Raw genomic sequence first — 18639 nt, 5'->3', positions numbered from 1 at the left:
CCGTATGACGTTGACGACGAGCACTTCGTCCGAATACTCGTGGACGAGCGCAGGTCTGCAACTGGTGGACAAGCCGCGCACGATCACCGTTGGCATCGCTGACGACGAGGTGCTGATCCGCACCGGAGTCCGCGGCGTGCTGGAACGGTCCGGCAACGTCGTGGTCGTCGGCGAGGCGAGCGACGGTGGCGGCGCCGTCGAACTGGCCAGGCGCCACCGTCCACAGGTGCTGCTGATGGACGCCGCGATGCCCGGCATGGAAGGCCTCGCAGCGGTGCGCATGGTGCGCAGGCACGTCCCGGGAACGCAGGTGATCATGCTGTGCACCCCGCAGACCGAGGAGATGCTTTTCCCGGCTCTGCGTTCCGGCGCGGCGGGATTCCTCTTCAAGAACGGCGAACCCGACGCCCTCGTGAACGCCGTCCGCGTCGTGGCCGCCGGCGAAGCGATCCTGTCGCCGTCCGCGACCCGCGCGCTGGTCGACCACTTCACCGGCGCCGACTCGGAGCGCCGCGACGCCGCGCGCGGACGCATCGGCCTGCTCACCCGGCGAGAGCAGGAAGTGCTGGTGTACCTGGCGCAGGGCATGGCGAACGCACGCATCGCAAGGCTCATGTACCTCTCGGAAGGGGCGATCAAGGCCCACGTCAGCCGACTGCTGACCAAACTGAGGTGCGACAACCGCGTCCAGGCCGCTCTCATCGCACGCGACGCCGCCCTTCCCTGCTGAACCGAGTACTGCTGCAACGGCGCAACGGCCAGACTAGCCACGAATTTTCGCGCCGCGAAGCAGGTCACCCGGTTGGCTCCGTCCAGAGTGATGTCCTTTTCCCGCCAGCGTCTCGGTTGGAACGGCGTCATGCTTGACCGCATGCGGCTGCACAAGTTCTCGGAACGCTTGCCCTTTCAAGCACCTCTTTGCCCCGACAACCTGTTCGGTCACCTCATCGCCACCGCTGTTCCCGGCGTGGAGGAGTGGCGGGAAGGCGTCTACCGGCGCACTCTCCGGCTCCCTTTCGGTTGCGGGATCGCGTCTTTGCAGCCGCACGCCTCCCACGTCGCGTGCACTGTGGAGCTCACCGATCCTCGCGATTTGGCTAGTGCTCTAGACCTTTGCCGCTTCCTGCTCGACCTCAACGCGGATCCATCCGCAATAGATGGAGCACTGTCCACCGACCCAGTGCTGGCCCCACTGATCTCCGCCGCACCCGGCCGCCGTGTCCCGCGCACGGTGGACGGCGCGGAGTTCGCCATCCGAGCCGTTCTGGGCCAACAGGTCTCAACGAAAGCCGCCCGCACCCACGCCGCTCGTCTCGTGTCGCGCCACGGCACCCCGGTAGGCGACCTGTTCCTGTTCCCTCTGTCTTTCGACCCTGCGGACCTGGCGATGCCCGAGTCGCGCCGGCGCACCATGGCAGCCCTTCTGGCCGCCCTTGAGTCCGGTTTGGACCTCTCGCCTTCTGCCGATCGCACTTCGGCACGGTCGTGGCTGACCTCGCTGCCCGGCTTCGGCCCGTGGACGGTGGAATCGATTCTGATGCGCGCTTTGGGCGATCCAGACGCGTTCCTGCCAACCGACCTGGGAATCCGCTTGGCCGCCGAAGCCCTGGGCCTCCCCACAACCCCCGCGGCTCTGATCAGACGCTCGGCGGCGTGGCAACCGTGGCGGGCCTATGCGGTGCAACACCTGTGGGCGACGGGCGATCACGAGGTGAACCGAATCCCGGCGTGAACTGCACACTCGCGTACATCGCCGCCGCCGACCCGTCCCGCACAAAACCGGGCAACGGCGGCAGATCCTGCGTAAACCCTTGCAAATCCCCAAAAACATCCAACGCCGTAGCGGGCCGATCACCAGGATCCTTGGCCAGCAACCGCTGCACCACCGGGTCAAGCGCACCAGGCACCCGCCGCGGCGCCTCCTTGACATGCTTGTCGAACACCGCATACGCCGTCGGCCCGGTGAACAGCTGCTCCCCGGTCAACATCTCGTGCAACACACAGCCCAGCGCATACAGGTCGCTGCGGGGCTCGGCGATCCCGCGCTGAATCTGCTCGGGCGCCATGTACGACGGCGTGCCCAGAATCTGCCCGGCGCGACTGAACGGCGCGATGTCGCTCTCCCTGAGCAACGCGAGCCCGAAGTCCAACACCTTCACCGCACCGTCCGGACCCAGCATCAGGTTGGTGGGCTTGAGATCGCGGTGACAGATGCCACGCTCGTGGGCCGCGGCGAGCACCGCGGCGGTCTGCGCGGCAATCGCCGCCGCCCAAGCCTCGGGCAGCGGCCCGAACTCACCCACCAGATCCGCGACCGTCACACTGTCCACGAACTGCATGACCTGGAACAGCCGCTGGTCATACGTCCCGAAGTCGTACAGAACCGGAACCCCGGGGTGCTCCAGCCTGGCCACGATCCTCGCCTCGCGCGCGAACCGGTGCTGCACCTCCTCGTCGCTGCCCGGCAGCCGCAGCAACTTGACCGCGACCCGCCGATCCAGCCGCAGGTCCCGGCCCTTGTGGACGGCACCCATGCCACCCCGCCCCAGCGGCAGGTCGTCGATCTCGTAGCGGTCGGCGATCAGCACCCGCGAAGCCTAACCGCCGCTGCCTGGCGCCCAGCCCCCGTTGTCCGGAGCATGCCCGCTGCTTCCTGGCGTCCGGTCTCCGTGGTCTGGTGTTCGGCTGCTGCTGCCGGGTGCCGAGCCTCCATTGCCTGGCCCGCGGCCGCTGCTTCCTGGCGTCCAGTCCCCGTTGTCTGGTGTCTGGCCGCTGCTGGGTGCCCAGACTCCGTCGCCTGGGTCCCGGCCGCTGCTGCCAGGTTCCCGACTTCCGGCGCCTGGTGCCTGGCTGCCGTTGTCTGGTGCCTTGCCTGGGGCGTCTGGTGCCCGGCCGCTGTCGTCCGGCGCTTTGCCTGGTGCCTGGCCGCCGTTGTCCGGTGCCTTGCCTCGGGCGTCTGGTGCCCGGCCGTCGTCGTCCGGCGCCTTGCCCGGGGCGTCTGGTGCCCAGCTGCCGTTGTCCGGCGCCTGGCTTCCGTCGGCCGGCATCCGACGACCGTTACCTGATGCCTGGCCGCCGTCGGCCAGTGCGTGACCGCCGTTGTTCGTTCGCCGGCCCCGCGCGCTTCCTCGTTAGCGAGGGATTGGTAACGGCGTTTCAGGACATCCCGATCGGGTGAATCCGTCCCGTTCACGCCGGGCCGATCTGCCCGCTCAGGAGTCCACCATACCCCAAACGAACCAGTGCGGCGGCGTCTTCTAGGCCCATCTCCAGGGCTTTGAGCTGCGCAAACGCGTGCCCGTAGCGGCGCTGCTCGTCGAGTGGCAGCGAGGGTACCTGGGTTCGTCGGACGTCAAGCCTGGTCGAGCCGGTCGGGGTGCGGGCGAACGCCGCGCGTAGCACGCCCTCGAGGAAGTCCGGGTCCAGCTTGCGCGGGTTGATCTCGTAGGTCGCGCCGGTGGGGGAGGTGACTACGTGATTGCCGGGGGCTGTGCGGACCAGGTCGCCGATGGTGGTCATGGGCAGGCCGGACTGTTCTTGCAGGGCGGGCAGGGAAGGTAGGGCGAAGGTTGGTTGTGCGGCCAGGTAGGCGGAGGCGTCGGTGCCGGTGCGGCGGGCTGGGCTGAGGTCTACGTCGTCGTCCAGGAGGTCGATGACGCGTGTGTTCGGTTCGATTGGGCCGGGGTTTTCCAGCAGGGCGATGTGTTCGGGTGTGCGGCCGATCGGGTTTCGCAGGAGCCAGAGGTCGCGGCCTGGTTGGACGGTCATCACGGCGCGGAGGGCGCCGGCGCGGAGCAGGTTGCCGCGGATTCGTTTGCCTGGTCGGCGGGAGGCTGCGGCTGAAGGGAGTAGCACTGCTACCAGGCCGCCTGGTTTGGCGAGGGACAGGCAGTGTTGCACCCAGGCCAGTTCTGGTTCGCCGCGTGGGGGTAGGCCGTAGGTCCAGCGGGCGTCGCCGATGAGGTCCTCGTGGCCCCAGGTGCGGTCGTGCCACGGCGGGTCGCAGATCACGGCGTCGGCTTGGTGGGTGATGCCGTTGTGGCGCAACGAGTCGCCGGTGATGATCTGGGCCGCGGGCATGCGGCGGCGGGCGATCACGGCTGAGACGGGGTCTAGTTCCTGGCCGACTTTGTGGCGGGCCGCGGAGGCTTTCAGGAGGGAGCCGGTGCCGCAGGCCGGGTCGATGACGGTGTCGCCGTCGGTGGTGGCCAGGACGATGTCGATGACTTCGGGTGGAGTGGGGTTCAACAGTCGTGAGTGTGCTTCGAGGTAACGCTCGTGCAGGAACTCGAACGTCACCGGATCCGCGTTGACGGCGGCCAGTGCGTCGCCTAGTCGGAGGTCGTCGACGGTGCGCAGTTGGGTCCACAGGCGTTCGGCGGGGGAGACGCGGAACGGCTTGCCGTTGCGGCGCAGCCATGCCTCGACGTCGCGCAGCAGGTACAACGGACTGGAGGCCGTTCCGCCCACCGGTGACGGGAAGTCCTCGAACCGCCGCCGCCAGTTCGACACGGCCGCCCGCCCCACGTCGGCTAGGCGCGCTATGTCGCCGGCGTTGACCGTCTCATCCATGGGCACAACCGTATTGCTTGTGAAGTGACTTCACAACTGATCTACTGGAGACATGACACACGAGCTGCGCATCGCCGTGGCGACCGATCCTGGGCTCGTTCGCGAGCACAACGAGGACTCGGTCTACATCCGCGCGGACTTGCAGGCCGTGGCGGACGGCATGGGCGGCCACGAGCACGGTGAGGTCGCCAGTGCGCTCGCGGTGAACGTGCTCGCAGGGTGGCAGGGCGACCTCGGTCCCGCGGTGGCCGAGATCGCGCGCAGGCTCGACGCCGAGGCGCCGCAGGGCGCCGGCACCACGCTCACCGCGATGCGCTGGGAGGGCCTCGCCTTCCAGCTCGCGCACATCGGCGACTCGCGCGCGTATGTGCTCAGGGAGGGCGAACTCCGCCAGATCTCCCACGACCACACGATGGTCCAGGCTCTCGTCGACGCCGGCCGGATGACGCCGCAGGAGGCCGCGAACCACCCGCGCCGGGCGTACGTGCTGCGGGCGCTGCAGTCCGGCAACTCGCACGAGCCGGACTTGTCGTGGCACCAGGCCAAGATCGAGGACCGTTACCTGCTCTGCAGCGACGGCCTCACGGACTACGCGCACCTCGAGGACGTCCACGAGATCCTGCTGTCCACAGAGGACGGAACCGAGGCGGCCTGGCAGCTGATCGCGCTCGCGAACGGCAACGGCGGCCCGGACAACATCACCTGCGTGATCATCGACGTGGCCAAGAAGAAGTGGTGGCAGCGCTAGCTTTCGCGGATATGGGAACGGCCCCCGGCACGTGCCAGGGGCCGTCAGCTCATAGAGGTGTTACAGGTTGGCAGGCATGCCCGACTCGTCGGTGGCCGCCGTCGAGGAACCGCTGAGCAGGTCCTTGACGATCTTGTTGGCCTCCTTGACCGCCGGCGTGATCATCTTGATCTTCACCTTGCCGTTGGTCAGCTTGCCGCCGACGTCGAACGTCTTGTCCTCGCCCGGCAGCGGGAGCGCCTGGCAACCGGTGAACTGCTTGCGCGGGGTCGCACCGGTCTGGAAGTAGAAGACGATCGGGTCGTCGACGCAGTCCGTGTTGTACGGGAACAGGCCGTGCGAGCCCTCGTTGTCGACGCTGATCAGCTTGGCGTTCGGCAGTGCCTTGGCCGTGGCCAGGCCACCCTCGTAGGCGGTGGCGGCGTCGAGCTCGGACTGCGCGACCAGCAGACGCGGGAACGTCTTCTTGTCCGGCTTCGGCATCGAGTTCTTGGTCGGCCAGTAGGCGCACAGCGGGGTGCTCATGAACGGCGCGATGAACGGCGCGTTCACGGTCAGGTCAGCCAGCCAGTAGTTCCAGTAGTGCAGGTTCTGGTTCCACTGACCGTCCTGGCAGCGGATCGCCTCGAACGTCGCGTCCCAGCTCTCGACCTCGGCGGCGGCGGTCGTGGCCTTCACCGCGACGCGCTCCTTCTTGGCGATCGCGGCGAGCGCGTTGCTCTTGCCCTTGGCGATGAATGCCTTGTTCTCAGGCGAAAGGCCAGGCGTGGCAAGCATCTTCGAGACGAGCGCCTCGACCTTCTCGGAGTCGGAGGACGCCGGAGCCGAGTCACCGATCACCGCGGCCACCGCGGACGCGGCCGTTGGGTACTGGGTGGTGTCGTACATGGCCGGGATCACGAACCACGCGACGAACAGCTGGCCGAGGAACTCACGGGTGCCGCCGGCCTTCTCCCACTTGCGGCGGATCTCCATCGGGTCGGTGCCCTGGGCGTACGTGGCGTCGTTGCGCGCCATGTACGGCAGCAGCGCCTCCTGGAACTGGCGGTCGCGGGTGCGCGGCTGCAGGTCCCAGGTGTTCTCGAGGGTCGACTGCGAGGCGTCGACGGCCGAGTCGAGCAGCATGCGGTGGACCTTGCCCGGGAACGTGGCGCCGTACCAGGTGCCGAGCCAGGTGCCGTAGGAGTAGCCGATGTACGAGGTCTTCTTCTCGCCCAGCAGGACGCGGATGAAGTCCATGTCGTACGTGGTCTGCTCGGTGGTGATGAACTGCGTCAGCGGGTTCTCCAGGCAGCCCTGGACCTTCGCCTTGTTCAGCACGTTGATGTCCGTGCTGTTCGGCACGGTGTAGCTGCACGTCAGCGGCGTGGAGAGGCCGACACCGCGCGGGTCGAAGCCGATGAAGTCGTACTGGCCGGCGAGAACCGGGGCGCGCAGGGCCATCGCCGCGCCCCACGGCAGGCCGGAGCCGCCGGGGCCACCGGGGTTGACCAGCGCGATCCCCTGACGGCTGGTGCCCTTGTACGCGGTCTCGGTCTTGGAGACCCGGATGCCGATCGTGTTGCCGTCGGCCGGGTTGTGCCAGTCGCGCGGGACCTGGATGGTCGCGCAGGCCAGACCCTTGACGGTCTTGAACTTCTTGACGGTCTCCTCGGCCACGCCGGGGAAGGTGCACTCTTCCCACTTCACGGACTGGGTGGCCAGCGCGCCCGCCAGCTTCGTCGTGTCCGGGTCCTGCTGAGGCGCCGCGCCGGCCGCCGGCGTGAGCACGATGCTCGTGGCGACCAACACCCCTGTCACCGCGGCGATGCCGCCTCTGAAGTACTTCCTCACGGTGGATCCCTTCCTGCCCCCGCACGGCCGAGTGAGGCCGCGCTTGCAACAGAGGAGAAAGGGAAAAGACCTCGTTTAACACTCCTGGGTGATGGCAGAAAGTCGCCATGTCTGGAAACTGTCACGAATGATGTTCACAGAGTGATGAACACTCCTCATCTTCGTGACTGCGGGTGATCAGAGCCAACCGCGCCGTGACGCCTGGACTCCGAGCTGGAACCGGGTCTGCGCGCCCAGCAACTGCTGCAGCCGGCTCACCCTGCGGTGCACGGTCCGTTCGCTGACACCGAGCTCGCGCGCGATCGACTCGTCCGTAAGACCGGCGCTGAGCAGCGCCATCAGTCGGCGGGTGGCCGTCGTCGGCTCTTCCTGGGTGTCCTCCTGGCCGCCAGGCGTGATCGACACGGCCATCCGCCAGAACGCCTCGAACAACTCGATCAACGCGCTCAGTAGCACGGACGGGTGAATGAGCAGTGCTACGACGTTCCCGCCGGTGACCGTCGGCACCGCGATCAACGCCCGGTCCGAGTCGGCGATCACGAGCTTGAGCGGCACGCCGGGGAACGTCCGCGCCTGCTCGCCCACCGCGATGCTCTCCTGCACCGACGCGAACCCCAGTTCGGTCTGGAGCAACGCCGACTCGTAGACGACCCGATAGCCGACACCGCGGGCCAGTGCCGGAGGCTGCGCGGGACTCGCCTCCGGCTGCGGGCTCAGGTACGAACCGGGATCCAGCGCCCGGATCTCCGTCTTCGCCTGGCTCTGCATCTCCTCGAACGCGCTGATCACCTCGCCCGCGTCCTTGAGGACCTCGACGAAGTCGACCTCTTTCGCGCCGTGCTCGGCGTAGGCGGCGGCCAGGACCTCCGCGGTCTCCCTGGCTCTGGCGGCCGCGGCCTCGTGACTCGACGCGATCGCGGCCAGCGCCGACCGCGGCGGGCGCACGTCGTGGTTGCGGACCAGACCTAGTCGTTCAAGCTCTTCGTGCGCCGCGCCGGGCTCGCTCTTCGCGCCTTGCAACATCGCCAGGTACAGCTTTTCGGCTTCCTGCGACAGCCCCTCGTGCACACGACTCCCCTCGGTGGTTCTGAACCGAAGGTACCTGCTCAGACACGCCCTGCGCGGCGCATGGCCCCGAGGAACAGCGCGTCGAACCCGCGGTCCGGCAACACCTTGCGCGCGAACAGGATCGGGCCCGCGCCGAACCCCGCCGCGTACCGGGTCCTCGGCCGCCGCGCCTGCGCCGCCTTCACGATCACGTCCGCGATGACCTTCGGGTCCGAGCCGCGGTCGGCCTGGCCGAAGAACGCGGACAGCTGCCGGACCTGCTCCTTGTAGGCGCCCTCGCCGGACGTCCTGCGCAGGTTGTCGACCGCGATCCCGCCCCACTCGGTCTTGATCGCGCCCGGCTGGATCACGATCACGTCGATCCCGAACGGCTTCAGCTCCAGCCGCAACGAGTCGCTCAGGCCCTCGACCGCGAACTTCGTGGAGTGGTACCAGCCGCCGAGCGGCTCGTAGATCTTGCCGCCGATCGACGACACGTTCACGATCCGCCCGCTCTTCTGCTTCCTCATGTGCGGCACGACCAGCTGCACGAGCCGGGCGAGCCCGAACACGTTGACCTCGAACTGGTACTTGCCCTCGGACAGCGGCACGTCCTCGAACGCCCCGTACGACCCGTAGCCGGCGTTGTTCACCAGCAGGTCGATCCGGCCGGTCTCGGCGATGATCTGCTTGACGCCCGCGACCATCGAGTCGTCGTCCGTCACGTCCATCTCCAGCACCCGGACGCCCTTCGCCGCGAGCCCCTCCATCCGCTGCACCCGGCGCGCCGCCGCGTACACGGTGTATCCGGCTTTGTGCAGCTCATCCGCCGTGGACTCGCCGATCCCCGACGAGGCACCCGTGACCAGTGCGACCTTCATGACGCTCTCCTGACTAACCGGTTGGCTGGACCAACTAACTGTTTGGTTGCTAAAACCAGGCAACCATGTCCGCGGCGGTCTGTCAACCAACTAGTTGGTTGCTTCTGCCAACCGGTTGGTTAGAATGGGGGTGTGGTGAGGGACAAGGAAGCGACCAAGGCCAAGCTGCTGGAAGCGGCCCTCGACGAGTTCGCCGAGTACGGGATCGCCGGCGCACGGGTCGATCGGATCGCCGCGAAGGCGGGCTGCAACAAGGCGATGATCTATGCCTACTTCGTCAGCAAGGAGGGCCTGTTCGAGGAGCTGCTGAGGATCCAGATCGACCGCATGATCAAGTCGGTGCCGATCACGCCGGAGGACCTGCCCGGCTACGCGGGCCGGCTGTTCGACTCCTACGTCGACCAGCCACAGGTGCTCAGGCTGGCGGCCTACCACCGCCTCGAGAACGGCTTCGACAACGTTCCCGCGCCGGAGGCCGAGGCCTACCAGCACAAGGTCGCGGCCATCGCGCAGGCGCAGATGGAGGGCAAGGTCTCCGCCGCGTTCAACGCCTCCGACCTGCTGGACCTGGTCGTGCACACGTCGATACTGGCTTTCAGCACCCCGAACGCGACCAGGGACCTCGTCGAACGCTCGGTCCGGCGCCTGATCGCCGAGTAGCGCCGGTCGCGGAACCAAACCACTACGGCGAGGCGGGAGAATCCCTGCGCAGCAAGTAGGTGTCCATGATCCAACCCTTGCGCGCACGCGCTTCCTCGCGCACCGAACGGATCTCCGCGGCCACCTCGCCGACGCGGCCGGAGATCAGGATCTCGTCCGGCATGCCGAGGTAGGCGCCCCAGTAGATCCACGTGTCCGGGTCCACGCCCTCGAACGAGTACTTGGCGTCCAGCATCACGGCCACGTCGTCCACATCGGAGGGCCACCCGGCCGCCAGCCGCCGCCCCGTCGTGATCTGCACGGGCTTGCCGACCTGGTTGAGCGCCACCCGGTGCCCGGCCGTCAGCGCCGCCACCGACGTCACCCCGGGTATGACCTCCACCGAGAACTCCGAGCCGCGGGCGAGCAGGTCGTCGAGGATCGCCAGCGTCGAGTCGTACAGGGACGGGTCGCCCCACACCAGGAACGCCCCGACCTCGTCGGGACCCAGCTCGGACAGCAGTGAGAGGCACACGTCCGCACGGGCCCGGCGCCAGGCGTCGATCGTCGCCACGTAGTCGGCGGGGTTCCGGTCGCGGTCCGGGTCCCGGCCCTCGACCCAGCGGTACGGCCTAGTCACGTGGGCTTCCAGGATCGACGAACGCAGGTCGACGAGCTCCTGCTTCACCGAACCCTTGTCCAGCACGAAGAACACGTCGACCGTCTGCAACGCCTTGACGGCCTGCACCGTCAGGTGGTCCGGGTTGCCCGCGCCGATACCGATGACCAGGATCTTTCGCACGGGCCACACCCTAACCGAGCGCGGGAGCGGGCTCCTTCACGCGCGACAGCACAGCGCCGAGAGCGAGCAAGCCCACACCCTGCACCACCACGAGCACCTGTGCGCCCAGCAGATCGCCGAAGACGCCGAAGCTGAGGAACGCCACCGGGAACGTGAAACTCAGCACCGCCGTCAACGCCGCGAAGAACCGGCCCTTCGCCGCAGGAGGCACGATCTGCTGGAACAACGTCATGAACTTGACGTTGCACACCCCGAGGCAGAAGCCGCTCAACACCAGCGCCACCACGTAGACGGGCAGCGACACCACCGCACCCGGCACCGCGAGGAACACCCCGAACAACGCCACGCAAACAGCGCCGAACGACGTGATCGAGCCGCGAACCGGAATGCGCGGCGCCAGCAAGGCACCCGCGATCAGCCCGAACCACACCGCCGATTCCAGCAGCGCCAACGATCCGGCGCCCGCGCCCAGCACGGACTTCGTGTAGAGCGGCAGCACCAGCACGGTCGGCGTCGAGAAGAAGTTGACGCCGGCGAACACCAGCATCACCGGTTTCACCCCGGGCAACGTGCCGAGGAACGCCCACGTGCCGCGCTCGCCAGGAACACCGGGAACGGACTCGAACCGGGCCATCAGCAAGCAGAGCACCGAGATCAGGTAAGTCAGCGCGTTGACCACAACCGCGCCGGAGAACCCGACGGAAGCCAGCAACACAGCGCCAAAAGCCGCTCCGGCGAAGTTCGCGACGGGCTGCGTCGACGAACCGTAGCTGACCGCCCTCGGCACGTCCGCGGGAGAAACCAGCTCCGGCAAGGCTTTCATCAGCGTCGGGTCGAAGAACGCCTGGCAGGTCGCGAGCACCAGGCCGACGACGTAGACACTCCACACAGGAGGGTCGCCGAGCAGCACCAACGACGACACCGCGAGGAACGCCACCGCTTCGGCCCGCAGCATCACGGTCCGCGCGGGAACCCGGGAGATGATCCGCCCGATGTGACCGACCAGTGTCAACGACGGCAGCACGCCGACCACGAGGAACGCACCGGCGGCGAGTCCGCGCGACGACGCGGGCATCTGTTCGAGCAGCCACCACAGCAACGCGATCTGGTACAGCCGGGTGCCGCCCTGGCTCAGCACCTGGCCGAGCCACACCAGCCGGAAGTCGCGGGTCAGCACGGTCGTTCGTCGATCAGCCGCACGGTCTTCCCGCTGCGGGGATTGACCTCCAGCGCCGGCACCCACTCGACGGCCAGCGGCGCCACGGTTCCGCGACCGACCTGCAGCTCGAACCGCGGACTGATCACGTACACCTCGGCCCGGACAGCGTCGAAGTCCTGCGCCGCACCAGCGATCCGCAGCACCAACTGGTCACGCGCATCGACCCGCCGAATCACGATCTGCACGCCGTTGTGCACCACGCCAGCGCGATCGACAGCCGCCCGCAGGTGATCGAGGTGCAACGTGACAGGCCCGACCCGCGCACCCTCGTCCGCCCGCCCGAGCAGCCGGAAGATGCCGTCCTCGACGTCGACCCACTCGGCCAGGTCGCCGACGGGGTAGCGGATCATCGGCTGCAACCGCCGGGTCAGGTCCGTCTGCAACAGCCGGCCGGGCCTGCCCGGCGAGGTGATCAGCTCGCCGGTCTCGGCGTCGACGATCTCCAGCACGGAGCTGTCCACAAAGGAGCGGAACACCCGCGGGTCGTCGGAGCCCAGCACCGCCGTTCCGATGATCCCTCCGTCCACGCTGCCGTAGACGAACGACCGGAACTCGGCCTGAGGAAACGCCTCGGACAACAACGCACGCTGGTCGTCGTAAAGGGCCTCACCGCTGAACAGGATCAGCCGCACCAACGGCAGCGATCCGGCCTCGGCGACGACGTGAGAAGCCAAGCGGCACAACGTCGTCGGGAAGCCCGCCACGACGGTCGCGTCGAAGTCCTGCATCGTCGTCAGCGTGAACTCGACCGGCGCGCTGCCGGTGATCGGCAGCTGCACCAGGTCGATCGGCGACCGCTGCAACGAGTTCAGCGCGAAGATGAAGCTGGAGTACAGCTCACCGGCCGCGAACAGGTTCGCGATCCGGTCGCCGTGCCGCAGTCCCGCCGCGGGCAGCGTGTCCGCGTACGTGCGGCACATCGCGTCCCATTCCTCGTTGGTGTAGAAGGAGACGCGCGGCGCCTTGGTGGTGCCACCGGTCTTGAAGATCAGCCCGTCGGTGTGGGCGCGGGTCAGCACCTGGTTGTCGCGGACGGTGTTCGCGGTCCAGAACGCGGCCTGGTCGATCACCGGCAGGCCGGACAGCGGCGCCGACGGGTCGATGCCGTCGTACAGGTCCTTGTAGAACGGGGAGTGCGTGCGGGCATAGCAAACGAGGTCGAGCACGGACACGGTTCACACACTCCTGCTGCTGCGCTGGTCGACGACACCGATCAACTTGCCGCTGCTGCGAGTCCGCAGGAAGTCCGCGAGCGGCACGTTCTCCACGCGCACGGTCAGCAGCTTGTCCTGCTCGACTGCCTCAGCGACCTCGGCGTACTTCGAAACAAGCGTCAAGCGACTCGCGGCCGGCTCCGGCGCACGACCGCTCTCCAGCCGCACGACCAGCTCTTCGCCCGAAGCTGACTCGTTCAGCTCGATCTGCAACGCGCCCGCGTAGCTGTGCTCGTCCTCCATGATCGTGAGGAACCGGCGGTAGTTCAACGTCTGCGCGGCGGCCCGGAACACGTCACCGGTGCGCCCCAGCAGCTCGAACCGCGGGGTGCGGCGGCCGCACGGGCAGTCGCCGGGAACCCACCGGCCGAGGTCGCCGATCTCGTAGCGCTCCAGCCGCTGGCCACGCCGGGTGTGCGTGGTGAAGACCAGCCGGCCGGGCTCGGATCCCGAGACGGACCGGTCGGTCTCCGGATCGAGGATCTCCAGCGTGTGCAGGCCGGTGAACAGGTGGTGCACCTTGCCGGACGACTCCTGGCACTGATAGCCGACCGGACCCGCGTCGACGGTCGCGTAGGCCGCCGAACGGATCGTTTCGACGCCGAACTCGTCGCGCAGCCGGGCGATGGCCTGGGCGCCGAAGTGCTCGCCCGCGTAGAAGATCTTGCGGATCCCGCCGTACGCCTTCAGCTGGTCACCGTGCTCGGCGAAGAGCCGCTGCACGAACGAAGGCGCGGTCAGCAGCGTGTCGACGCGGTTGTCCACAATGGCCTGGGCGATGGCGTCCAGCTGGCCCCACTCGCCGCCCATCGGGAACTGCACGGCGTTCATCCGCTCCAGCGCGGAGAAGAAGCTGACGAAGCTCGCGTACATGTGCCCGTTGAAGAACAGGTTCATGATCCGGTCGTGCCGCGGGTCGAGGCCGGTGGCCAGCAACGCCTCCGCGCCGACCCACATCTGCTCGTCCCAGTCCGCCCACGTGTACGCGGACAGCTTGGGCGCGCCGGAGCTGCCACCGCTGCGGAAGTACACGTCCGCCGGACGGTCCTGCAGCGTCTCGAAGTCCGCCTTCAACGTCACCGGCACCTGCGGTACGGGCAGCTGACGAGACTCGGCGAGGTCGTCCAGGGATGCGTCCGACACAAACCGGTCGTCGAGCTGCACGGACACGCGGTTGCTGTAGCGCTGCAACGCGTAGACGCCGTCGTGCGGCTCACCGCTGTAACCGCCGAGCATCGAGCCCGGCGTGGTGATCCGCTGCACGCCGACGGACACGAACGAGCGTGCCAGCAACGCGGTGTCGGGCCGGTCCGCCGCGAGCCCGACGGTCTGCAGGTAGCGGCGCATCGGCCGGAGCACAGACGTGATCTGCTTGCGTGGCAGCGGCTTCACCCACACCGACCGGTACAGCGGCGAGGTGCGCAACCCGGAACGCACGTCCGCCAGCACGCGCCAGCTCTCGCCGGTGTGCACCTTCGTGAGACCGAGGTGCTCCTCCAGCTGAGCGACGACCACGGTGTTCGTGATCTCTGCCCACTCCGCCTGCGACGGCTCACGCGTGGGCGGTCCGGTCAGTTCCAGCACACCGGCGAACCGCGAGGCGAACGCGAACACCTCGGCAGGGTCCTCGGTGTCGAGGTAGATCACCTGCGGGCTGGAGCACGCCTGCTGCTCCAGCTGGCACACGTCCGCCGCCAGCGCGTGCAGGGTGTCCACATCGGACCACGAGTCACGGGTCAGGTAGGCGAACGACAGCTTCGGGCCCCAGTCGATCACCCGTGTGCCGGGCCGGACCAGTTCGGTCACACCGTTGATCGCCTCTTCGCCACCCCAGACCGCGACGGCGTCGGCCGCGCCGAGCACGCCCGTCATCCAGTCGGTCCGCGAGGACGAGAAGTGCAGCACGACGAGTCGCGCGGCGATCTGGCCGGTCTGATCCAGAGCGGCCAGCGAGGCAAGCACCTCGGCGGTGAACCCGGAGTCGTCCGAAGCGACCTTGACGACGTTGAGGTTGCCCGAGAGCAGGCCCTCAACGGCGCTCAGCACACCCGCCGCGGGGGCGTTGCCCGCCGTCACGTGGGCGAGCAGGCCGAGCGGCACCCAGGCCTCGTAGGTGGGCGTGCGGAAGTCGAACCGGACCATCCGCGCCGGGTCGAGGTTGCCGAGCTCGCGCTTGAGCTTGCGCTCCAGGGAAGTCCTGCTCAACGCGTGCCGCAAGGCGTCCAGCGTCTCGTCGATCTCCACCGGGTCGAGCCCCCACGCGACGAGCGCCGCGCGGTGGTCCTCCAGGACCAGCTTCTCGGCCGCGGCGAGCACCACGAGCGGGTTCAGCCGCGGGCCGGTGATGACCTGCTGGGTGCGGTCCTCGAGGGTGTCGAGGCGCACCGCGACGGACTCGTCGTCGATCCACTCTCCCTGCCAGAAATGCCGGTTCATGCCTTGCCCTTCAGGAGCTCTGCGGCCGCGATGGCGCAGGAACGGTTGCGGGAGACGCCGGCGCGGCCGAGGATCTCGAACCACGGGGTCTCGTTGCCGCAACCGCACTCCTCAGGTGCGTGCAGTGCGGCGAGGTCACCCATCAGCACGCTCTGCGCGGGCGCCGAGGTGATGTACGGGGACACGAACTGGATGTAGCCGGATTCGCCGTACGGCAACGGCTCCAGCGTCCGGACGTCCCGGACGATCGCACGCGACCACGTCGGCACGTGCAGGTTGTGGTGCGCGCACTCGACGTACGGGACCGAGTGCTCGACCGAGCCGTAGCTGTCGCGGATCCGCTCGTCCGGGATGCCGAGCATGTCGCTGACCTTCGAGCGCAGCTCGGCCTTGGAGATCTGCTTGTCCGCGTTGCCCTTCCAGCCACCGCCGAACCAGACCATCGAGCGCTCGTTCAGTCGCAGCGGCTCGATGCCCATGGCGTGCATGCGGTCGATGGTGAAGCTGAGGAACGCGGGAAAGCCGAAGATCCGCACCGGCCGTCCGCTGTCCGCGAACCGTTGCAACGCGCGGATGCTGCCGAACGCGTCGAACTCGTGACCGGTGCCGGTGTGCGCGAGGCCGTAGTCGACCGACTCGACGGGCGCGAAGTCGGTCATGAACTGCCCGGTGAACGAGCTGCCCAGCTTCACGTTCGGCGTCGGCTGGTTGAGGTTGATCAGGTAGTGCACCGGACGAGAGTCGATGAACCCGTTGTGGTCGTAGATCCGCGCGACCATCCGCTGGCCCGCGCGCAACGTCCAGGCGTCCCAGAACATCTGCGACTTCTGCCCGGTCGTGCCGGACGAGGTGGCGTGCACGACGACCTCGTCGCGCGGCACCGACAGCACCTCGTGCATCTTGAAGAAGTTGGCGTGCACGTACGGCTGTTCGGTGATGTCCTTGAGCGGCTTGCCGTTCCACAGGCTGCGGAAGAACTCGTTGCGCTGGGCGTGCCAGAGGTTCGACTCGTTCATCGCTTCCAGGAACAGGTGCGAGTCACTGTGGTCGTACGGTGCCGCGATGTCGCACAGGGCTTGGACGGCGCTGAGCGACGGGTCCGGCACCGTTGCCGGTCCGAGGTGCGGGTTCATGCTCGAAAGACTCCGTTGGTGTTGAGGAACTTCTGCGTCCACAGCTCGATGTACTGCTCGGTGAAGGGCCGGAACGCCTCGTCGATCGCGAGGCCGCGGAAGTCCGGCGGCTGCGGCGTGTGCACCATGACCACGTAGTCGTGGTAGACGTCGCCGTCCTTGCGCATCGCCGGGTACAGCGCCACCGGCAGGAAACCGAAGGCCAGCAACGCACTCAGCTCGTCGAACTCCTGCAACGGCACCAGCGTCTCGACGTGCGGCGCGCCCAGGCCGGCCAGCGTGTCGATCACGCCACCGAGGTGCGGGAGAAGTGCTTGGGGGCTTGGGGTGGCACCGAAGATCGTGCAGTAACCGTCGTGGCGGTTGAGGTGCCCGTAGATCTGGTATTCGCCCTGCTCGTCGGCCAGCAGCACGTTCGGCTTGTGCAGCGGGTAGAACCGCCGCGCCGGATCGTTGATCGTGTGCTCGAAGTGCCGCTGCACGAACTGCGGCGCCTCGATGACCTCCAGCCGGGACACCTCACCGGCGGCGAACGCGGTGTCCTCGACGAACTCGGGCAGCGCCGGCATCTTCGCGTGCGTGGCCGTGACGAGCTTTTCGAGGCTCTTGGGCACCTTGTGCACCTCGGCCCGGTGCTCCAGGACGCCGTCGCGGTGCTTGGCCAGCAACGTCATCGTCTCTCGCTTGGCGTGCTTGAACAGGTTCGGCACGAGCCCGAGCGGGTGGAACCCGTTGCGCAGGCACACCCTCTGCGGAGCGAGATGAATCGTCCGCGCGGTGCCGTAGACCGAGTCGACCTCGCCGCTCGCGAGCATGTGGCCGGTGATCTGCCCGACGGCGTGGTGCGCGATGCCACCGCCCTGCGCGGCCGGGTCCACGACCAGCCCGGCGATCTTGCCGAGACGGTCCGTGCTCTCGACGTGCCCGGTGATCGAGGCGACAACCTGGCCGTCGCGGCGCCACACCAGCCACGTGGTGTGCGCGGCCTCGATCTCGGCCGCCATGACGTCGGGGTCGGTGCCCATCGCGATGGGGTAGTTCGCGCCGTGCGCCCGCCGGTACAACTTGAGCAGGTCGTCGATGTCGTCGAGTCGAGCCGGCTCGAACTCGGGTGCCACTCCTGTGCCTCCTTCAACGCGCGCGAAAACAAACCAATGCATGTGGGGGATCGACCGAATTCCAGGCTACTGGCTGGTACTACCGCCGTTCAGGTGAGAGAAGCGCAGGAACAGCGGAATTGATTCCTGAGGGCGAGCGGGATCACATGAAGTATCAAATCCGCCTTAATTGGCGATGGTCCTTCCGGGTTAATATGCGCAGGTAGAGGGTGTGACGGAGATCGCCCGCCGGAATTTCTCTTGCTGTCACATGTCAACACGACGCGCTCTCGTGGCGCTATTCCCGGGCCAAACGCGAAGTAGTCGCCGTTTCAACGAAACGGCGACTACTCGGAAAATCGGCAACTAGTGAGCGAGCACGTGCAGGATCCGGACCGGCTTCTTGGGCGCGCCGTCCAGCAACCCGTCCGGCTGCGGCACGATGCCGGCTTTGACGATCCGGTCCAGCGTGTCCATGCCGAAGGTGACGTGGCCGATCACGGTGTACACGGGCTTGATGTTGGCGAACGAGTGCACGATGAAGAACTCGCTGCCGTTCGTGCCCGGCCCCTGGTTCCCGTACGCGATGGTGCCGCGCGCGTAGGTCTCCTTGCCGGTCACCTCGTCGGCGAACCGGTAGCCGGGACCGCCCTCCTCGGCGCGGTAGATGTCACCGCACTGCAGCACCCCCAGGCGCGTGGTGTTGGTGAGCCGCCAGCACTGGGACATCGTGTAGAACCAGCTCCGCGCGAGGTGGGCGAAGTTCTCCACCCCGCACGGCGCGTTGGCGCGGTCGAGATCCGCGATGACCACGCCGTAGTTGGTCACGATGGTGACCTTCACGGTGCCCTTGGCGGGAACGTTCGCGGGCGGTGGCTGGACCGGGCGGGCGGCCGGGTTCTCCGGGGTGGGGATGAACTCGCACTTCGCGGTCGGCACGGTCTCGGGTGCGGCCGCGGCGGCCGGGGCCAGCACGACCATCATCAACACAGCGAGCAGTAGCCTCATGAGTGCCGAC

At 67.8% G+C, this 18639-nt stretch carries 16 protein-coding genes; 4 read left to right on the top strand and 12 right to left on the bottom strand.

The window, feature by feature from the left end; all coding sequences use genetic code 11:
- Window positions 1–4 precede the first annotated feature (4 nt).
- Window positions 5–730: a response regulator transcription factor gene (locus SK803_RS13115; RefSeq protein WP_319966227.1), complete on the top strand. Its 726-nt coding sequence runs from the start codon at window positions 5–7 to the stop codon at window positions 728–730.
- Between the two features lie 141 nt (window positions 731–871).
- Window positions 872–1732, top strand: coding sequence for a DNA-3-methyladenine glycosylase family protein (locus SK803_RS13110; RefSeq protein ID WP_319966226.1), 861 nt, complete (start codon window positions 872–874; stop codon window positions 1730–1732).
- On the opposite strand, the gene SK803_RS13105 is transcribed toward SK803_RS13110, so the two are convergent.
- Window positions 1638–2588 carry a serine/threonine-protein kinase gene (locus SK803_RS13105; RefSeq protein ID WP_319966225.1) on the bottom strand — a complete coding sequence of 317 codons (951 nt, stop codon included), beginning with the start codon at window positions 2586–2588 and terminating at the stop codon, window positions 1638–1640. The two genes, SK803_RS13110 and SK803_RS13105, sit on opposite strands and share 95 nt — an antisense overlap.
- A gap of 601 nt (window positions 2589–3189) precedes the next feature.
- On the bottom strand, window positions 3190–4572 hold the full coding sequence (locus SK803_RS13100; RefSeq protein WP_319966224.1) for an N-6 DNA methylase: 1383 nt from the start codon (window positions 4570–4572) through the stop codon (window positions 3190–3192).
- 52 nt (window positions 4573–4624) lie between these two features.
- On the opposite strand from SK803_RS13100, the gene SK803_RS13095 reads away from it, so the two are divergent.
- Complete coding sequence (locus SK803_RS13095) at window positions 4625–5320, top strand: PP2C family protein-serine/threonine phosphatase (RefSeq protein ID WP_319966223.1); 696 nt, start codon at window positions 4625–4627, stop codon at window positions 5318–5320.
- Window positions 5321–5380: 60 nt separating this feature from the next.
- On the opposite strand, the gene SK803_RS13090 is transcribed toward SK803_RS13095, so the two are convergent.
- From SK803_RS13090 to SK803_RS13080, 3 genes are all read right to left on the bottom strand, one after another.
- A complete protein-coding gene (locus tag SK803_RS13090) occupies window positions 5381–7153 on the bottom strand; it encodes an alpha/beta hydrolase (protein WP_319966222.1) in 1773 nt (590 codons plus the stop codon).
- Window positions 7154–7330: 177 nt separating this feature from the next.
- Window positions 7331–8221: a helix-turn-helix transcriptional regulator gene (locus tag SK803_RS13085; RefSeq protein WP_319966221.1), complete on the bottom strand. Its 891-nt coding sequence runs from the start codon at window positions 8219–8221 to the stop codon at window positions 7331–7333.
- Window positions 8222–8259: 38 nt separating this feature from the next.
- On the bottom strand, window positions 8260–9081 hold the full coding sequence (locus SK803_RS13080; protein WP_319966220.1) for an oxidoreductase: 822 nt from the start codon (window positions 9079–9081) through the stop codon (window positions 8260–8262).
- 132 nt (window positions 9082–9213) lie between these two features.
- Between SK803_RS13080 and SK803_RS13075 the strand changes: the two genes are divergently transcribed.
- Window positions 9214–9741: a TetR family transcriptional regulator gene (locus tag SK803_RS13075; protein WP_319966219.1), complete on the top strand. Its 528-nt coding sequence runs from the start codon at window positions 9214–9216 to the stop codon at window positions 9739–9741.
- A gap of 22 nt (window positions 9742–9763) precedes the next feature.
- Here the strand turns inward: SK803_RS13075 and cobF are convergent, their stop codons facing one another.
- The 7 genes from cobF to SK803_RS13040 all read right to left on the bottom strand — a co-directional run bounded on the left by cobF (window position 9764) and on the right by SK803_RS13040 (window position 18629).
- Window positions 9764–10522: a precorrin-6A synthase (deacetylating) gene (cobF, locus tag SK803_RS13070; RefSeq protein ID WP_319966218.1), complete on the bottom strand. Its 759-nt coding sequence runs from the start codon at window positions 10520–10522 to the stop codon at window positions 9764–9766.
- A 10-nt stretch (window positions 10523–10532) separates the two neighbouring features.
- The gene (locus tag SK803_RS13065; protein ID WP_319966217.1) at window positions 10533–11699 is read right to left on the bottom strand and encodes an MFS transporter; all 1167 of its coding nucleotides are present in this window, start codon (window positions 11697–11699) and stop codon (window positions 10533–10535) included.
- A complete protein-coding gene (locus SK803_RS13060; protein ID WP_319966216.1) occupies window positions 11693–12913 on the bottom strand; it encodes a phenylacetate--CoA ligase family protein in 1221 nt (406 codons plus the stop codon). Before SK803_RS13060 ends, SK803_RS13065 begins: the two co-directional genes overlap by 7 nt.
- Before the next feature lie 3 nt (window positions 12914–12916).
- Window positions 12917–15391 (bottom strand): acyl-CoA reductase, encoded by a 2475-nt coding sequence (locus SK803_RS13055; RefSeq protein WP_319966215.1) that lies wholly within the window; start codon window positions 15389–15391, stop codon window positions 12917–12919.
- On the bottom strand, window positions 15388–16524 hold the full coding sequence (locus SK803_RS13050; protein ID WP_319966214.1) for a LuxE/PaaK family acyltransferase: 1137 nt from the start codon (window positions 16522–16524) through the stop codon (window positions 15388–15390). Before SK803_RS13050 ends, SK803_RS13055 begins: the two co-directional genes overlap by 4 nt.
- A complete protein-coding gene (locus tag SK803_RS13045) occupies window positions 16521–17642 on the bottom strand; it encodes a GNAT family N-acetyltransferase (protein WP_319966213.1) in 1122 nt (373 codons plus the stop codon). Before SK803_RS13045 ends, SK803_RS13050 begins: the two co-directional genes overlap by 4 nt.
- Before the next feature lie 345 nt (window positions 17643–17987).
- Window positions 17988–18629 carry a peptidylprolyl isomerase gene (locus SK803_RS13040; RefSeq protein WP_319966212.1) on the bottom strand — a complete coding sequence of 214 codons (642 nt, stop codon included), beginning with the start codon at window positions 18627–18629 and terminating at the stop codon, window positions 17988–17990.
- Window positions 18630–18639 lie beyond the last annotated feature (10 nt).

It is taken from the genome of Lentzea miocenica, assembly GCF_033949945.1.
Lineage (GTDB): Bacteria > Actinomycetota > Actinomycetes > Mycobacteriales > Pseudonocardiaceae > Lentzea > Lentzea miocenica.
The sequence above is the reverse complement of the archived record's forward strand: the minus strand, read 5'-3'. Positions and strand labels throughout refer to the sequence as shown.

Bases quoted from the DNA above. Each gene is read 5' to 3' on its own strand.
- SK803_RS13055 (WP_319966215.1), bottom strand. From the start codon at position 15,391: ATGAACCGGCATTTCTGGCAGGGAGAGTGGATCGACGACGAGTCCGTC.
- SK803_RS13080 (WP_319966220.1), bottom strand. From the start codon at position 9,081: ATGAAGGTCGCACTGGTCACGGGTGCCTCGTCGGGGATCGGCGAGTCC.
- SK803_RS13050 (WP_319966214.1), bottom strand. From the start codon at position 16,524: ATGAACCCGCACCTCGGACCGGCAACGGTGCCGGACCCGTCGCTCAGC.
- SK803_RS13095 (WP_319966223.1), top strand. From the start codon at position 4,625: ATGACACACGAGCTGCGCATCGCCGTGGCGACCGATCCTGGGCTCGTT.
- SK803_RS13115 (WP_319966227.1), top strand. From the start codon at position 5: ATGACGTTGACGACGAGCACTTCGTCCGAATACTCGTGGACGAGCGCA.
- SK803_RS13100 (WP_319966224.1), bottom strand. From the start codon at position 4,572: ATGGATGAGACGGTCAACGCCGGCGACATAGCGCGCCTAGCCGACGTG.
- SK803_RS13040 (WP_319966212.1), bottom strand. From the start codon at position 18,629: ATGAGGCTACTGCTCGCTGTGTTGATGATGGTCGTGCTGGCCCCGGCC.
- SK803_RS13110 (WP_319966226.1), top strand. From the start codon at position 872: ATGCGGCTGCACAAGTTCTCGGAACGCTTGCCCTTTCAAGCACCTCTT.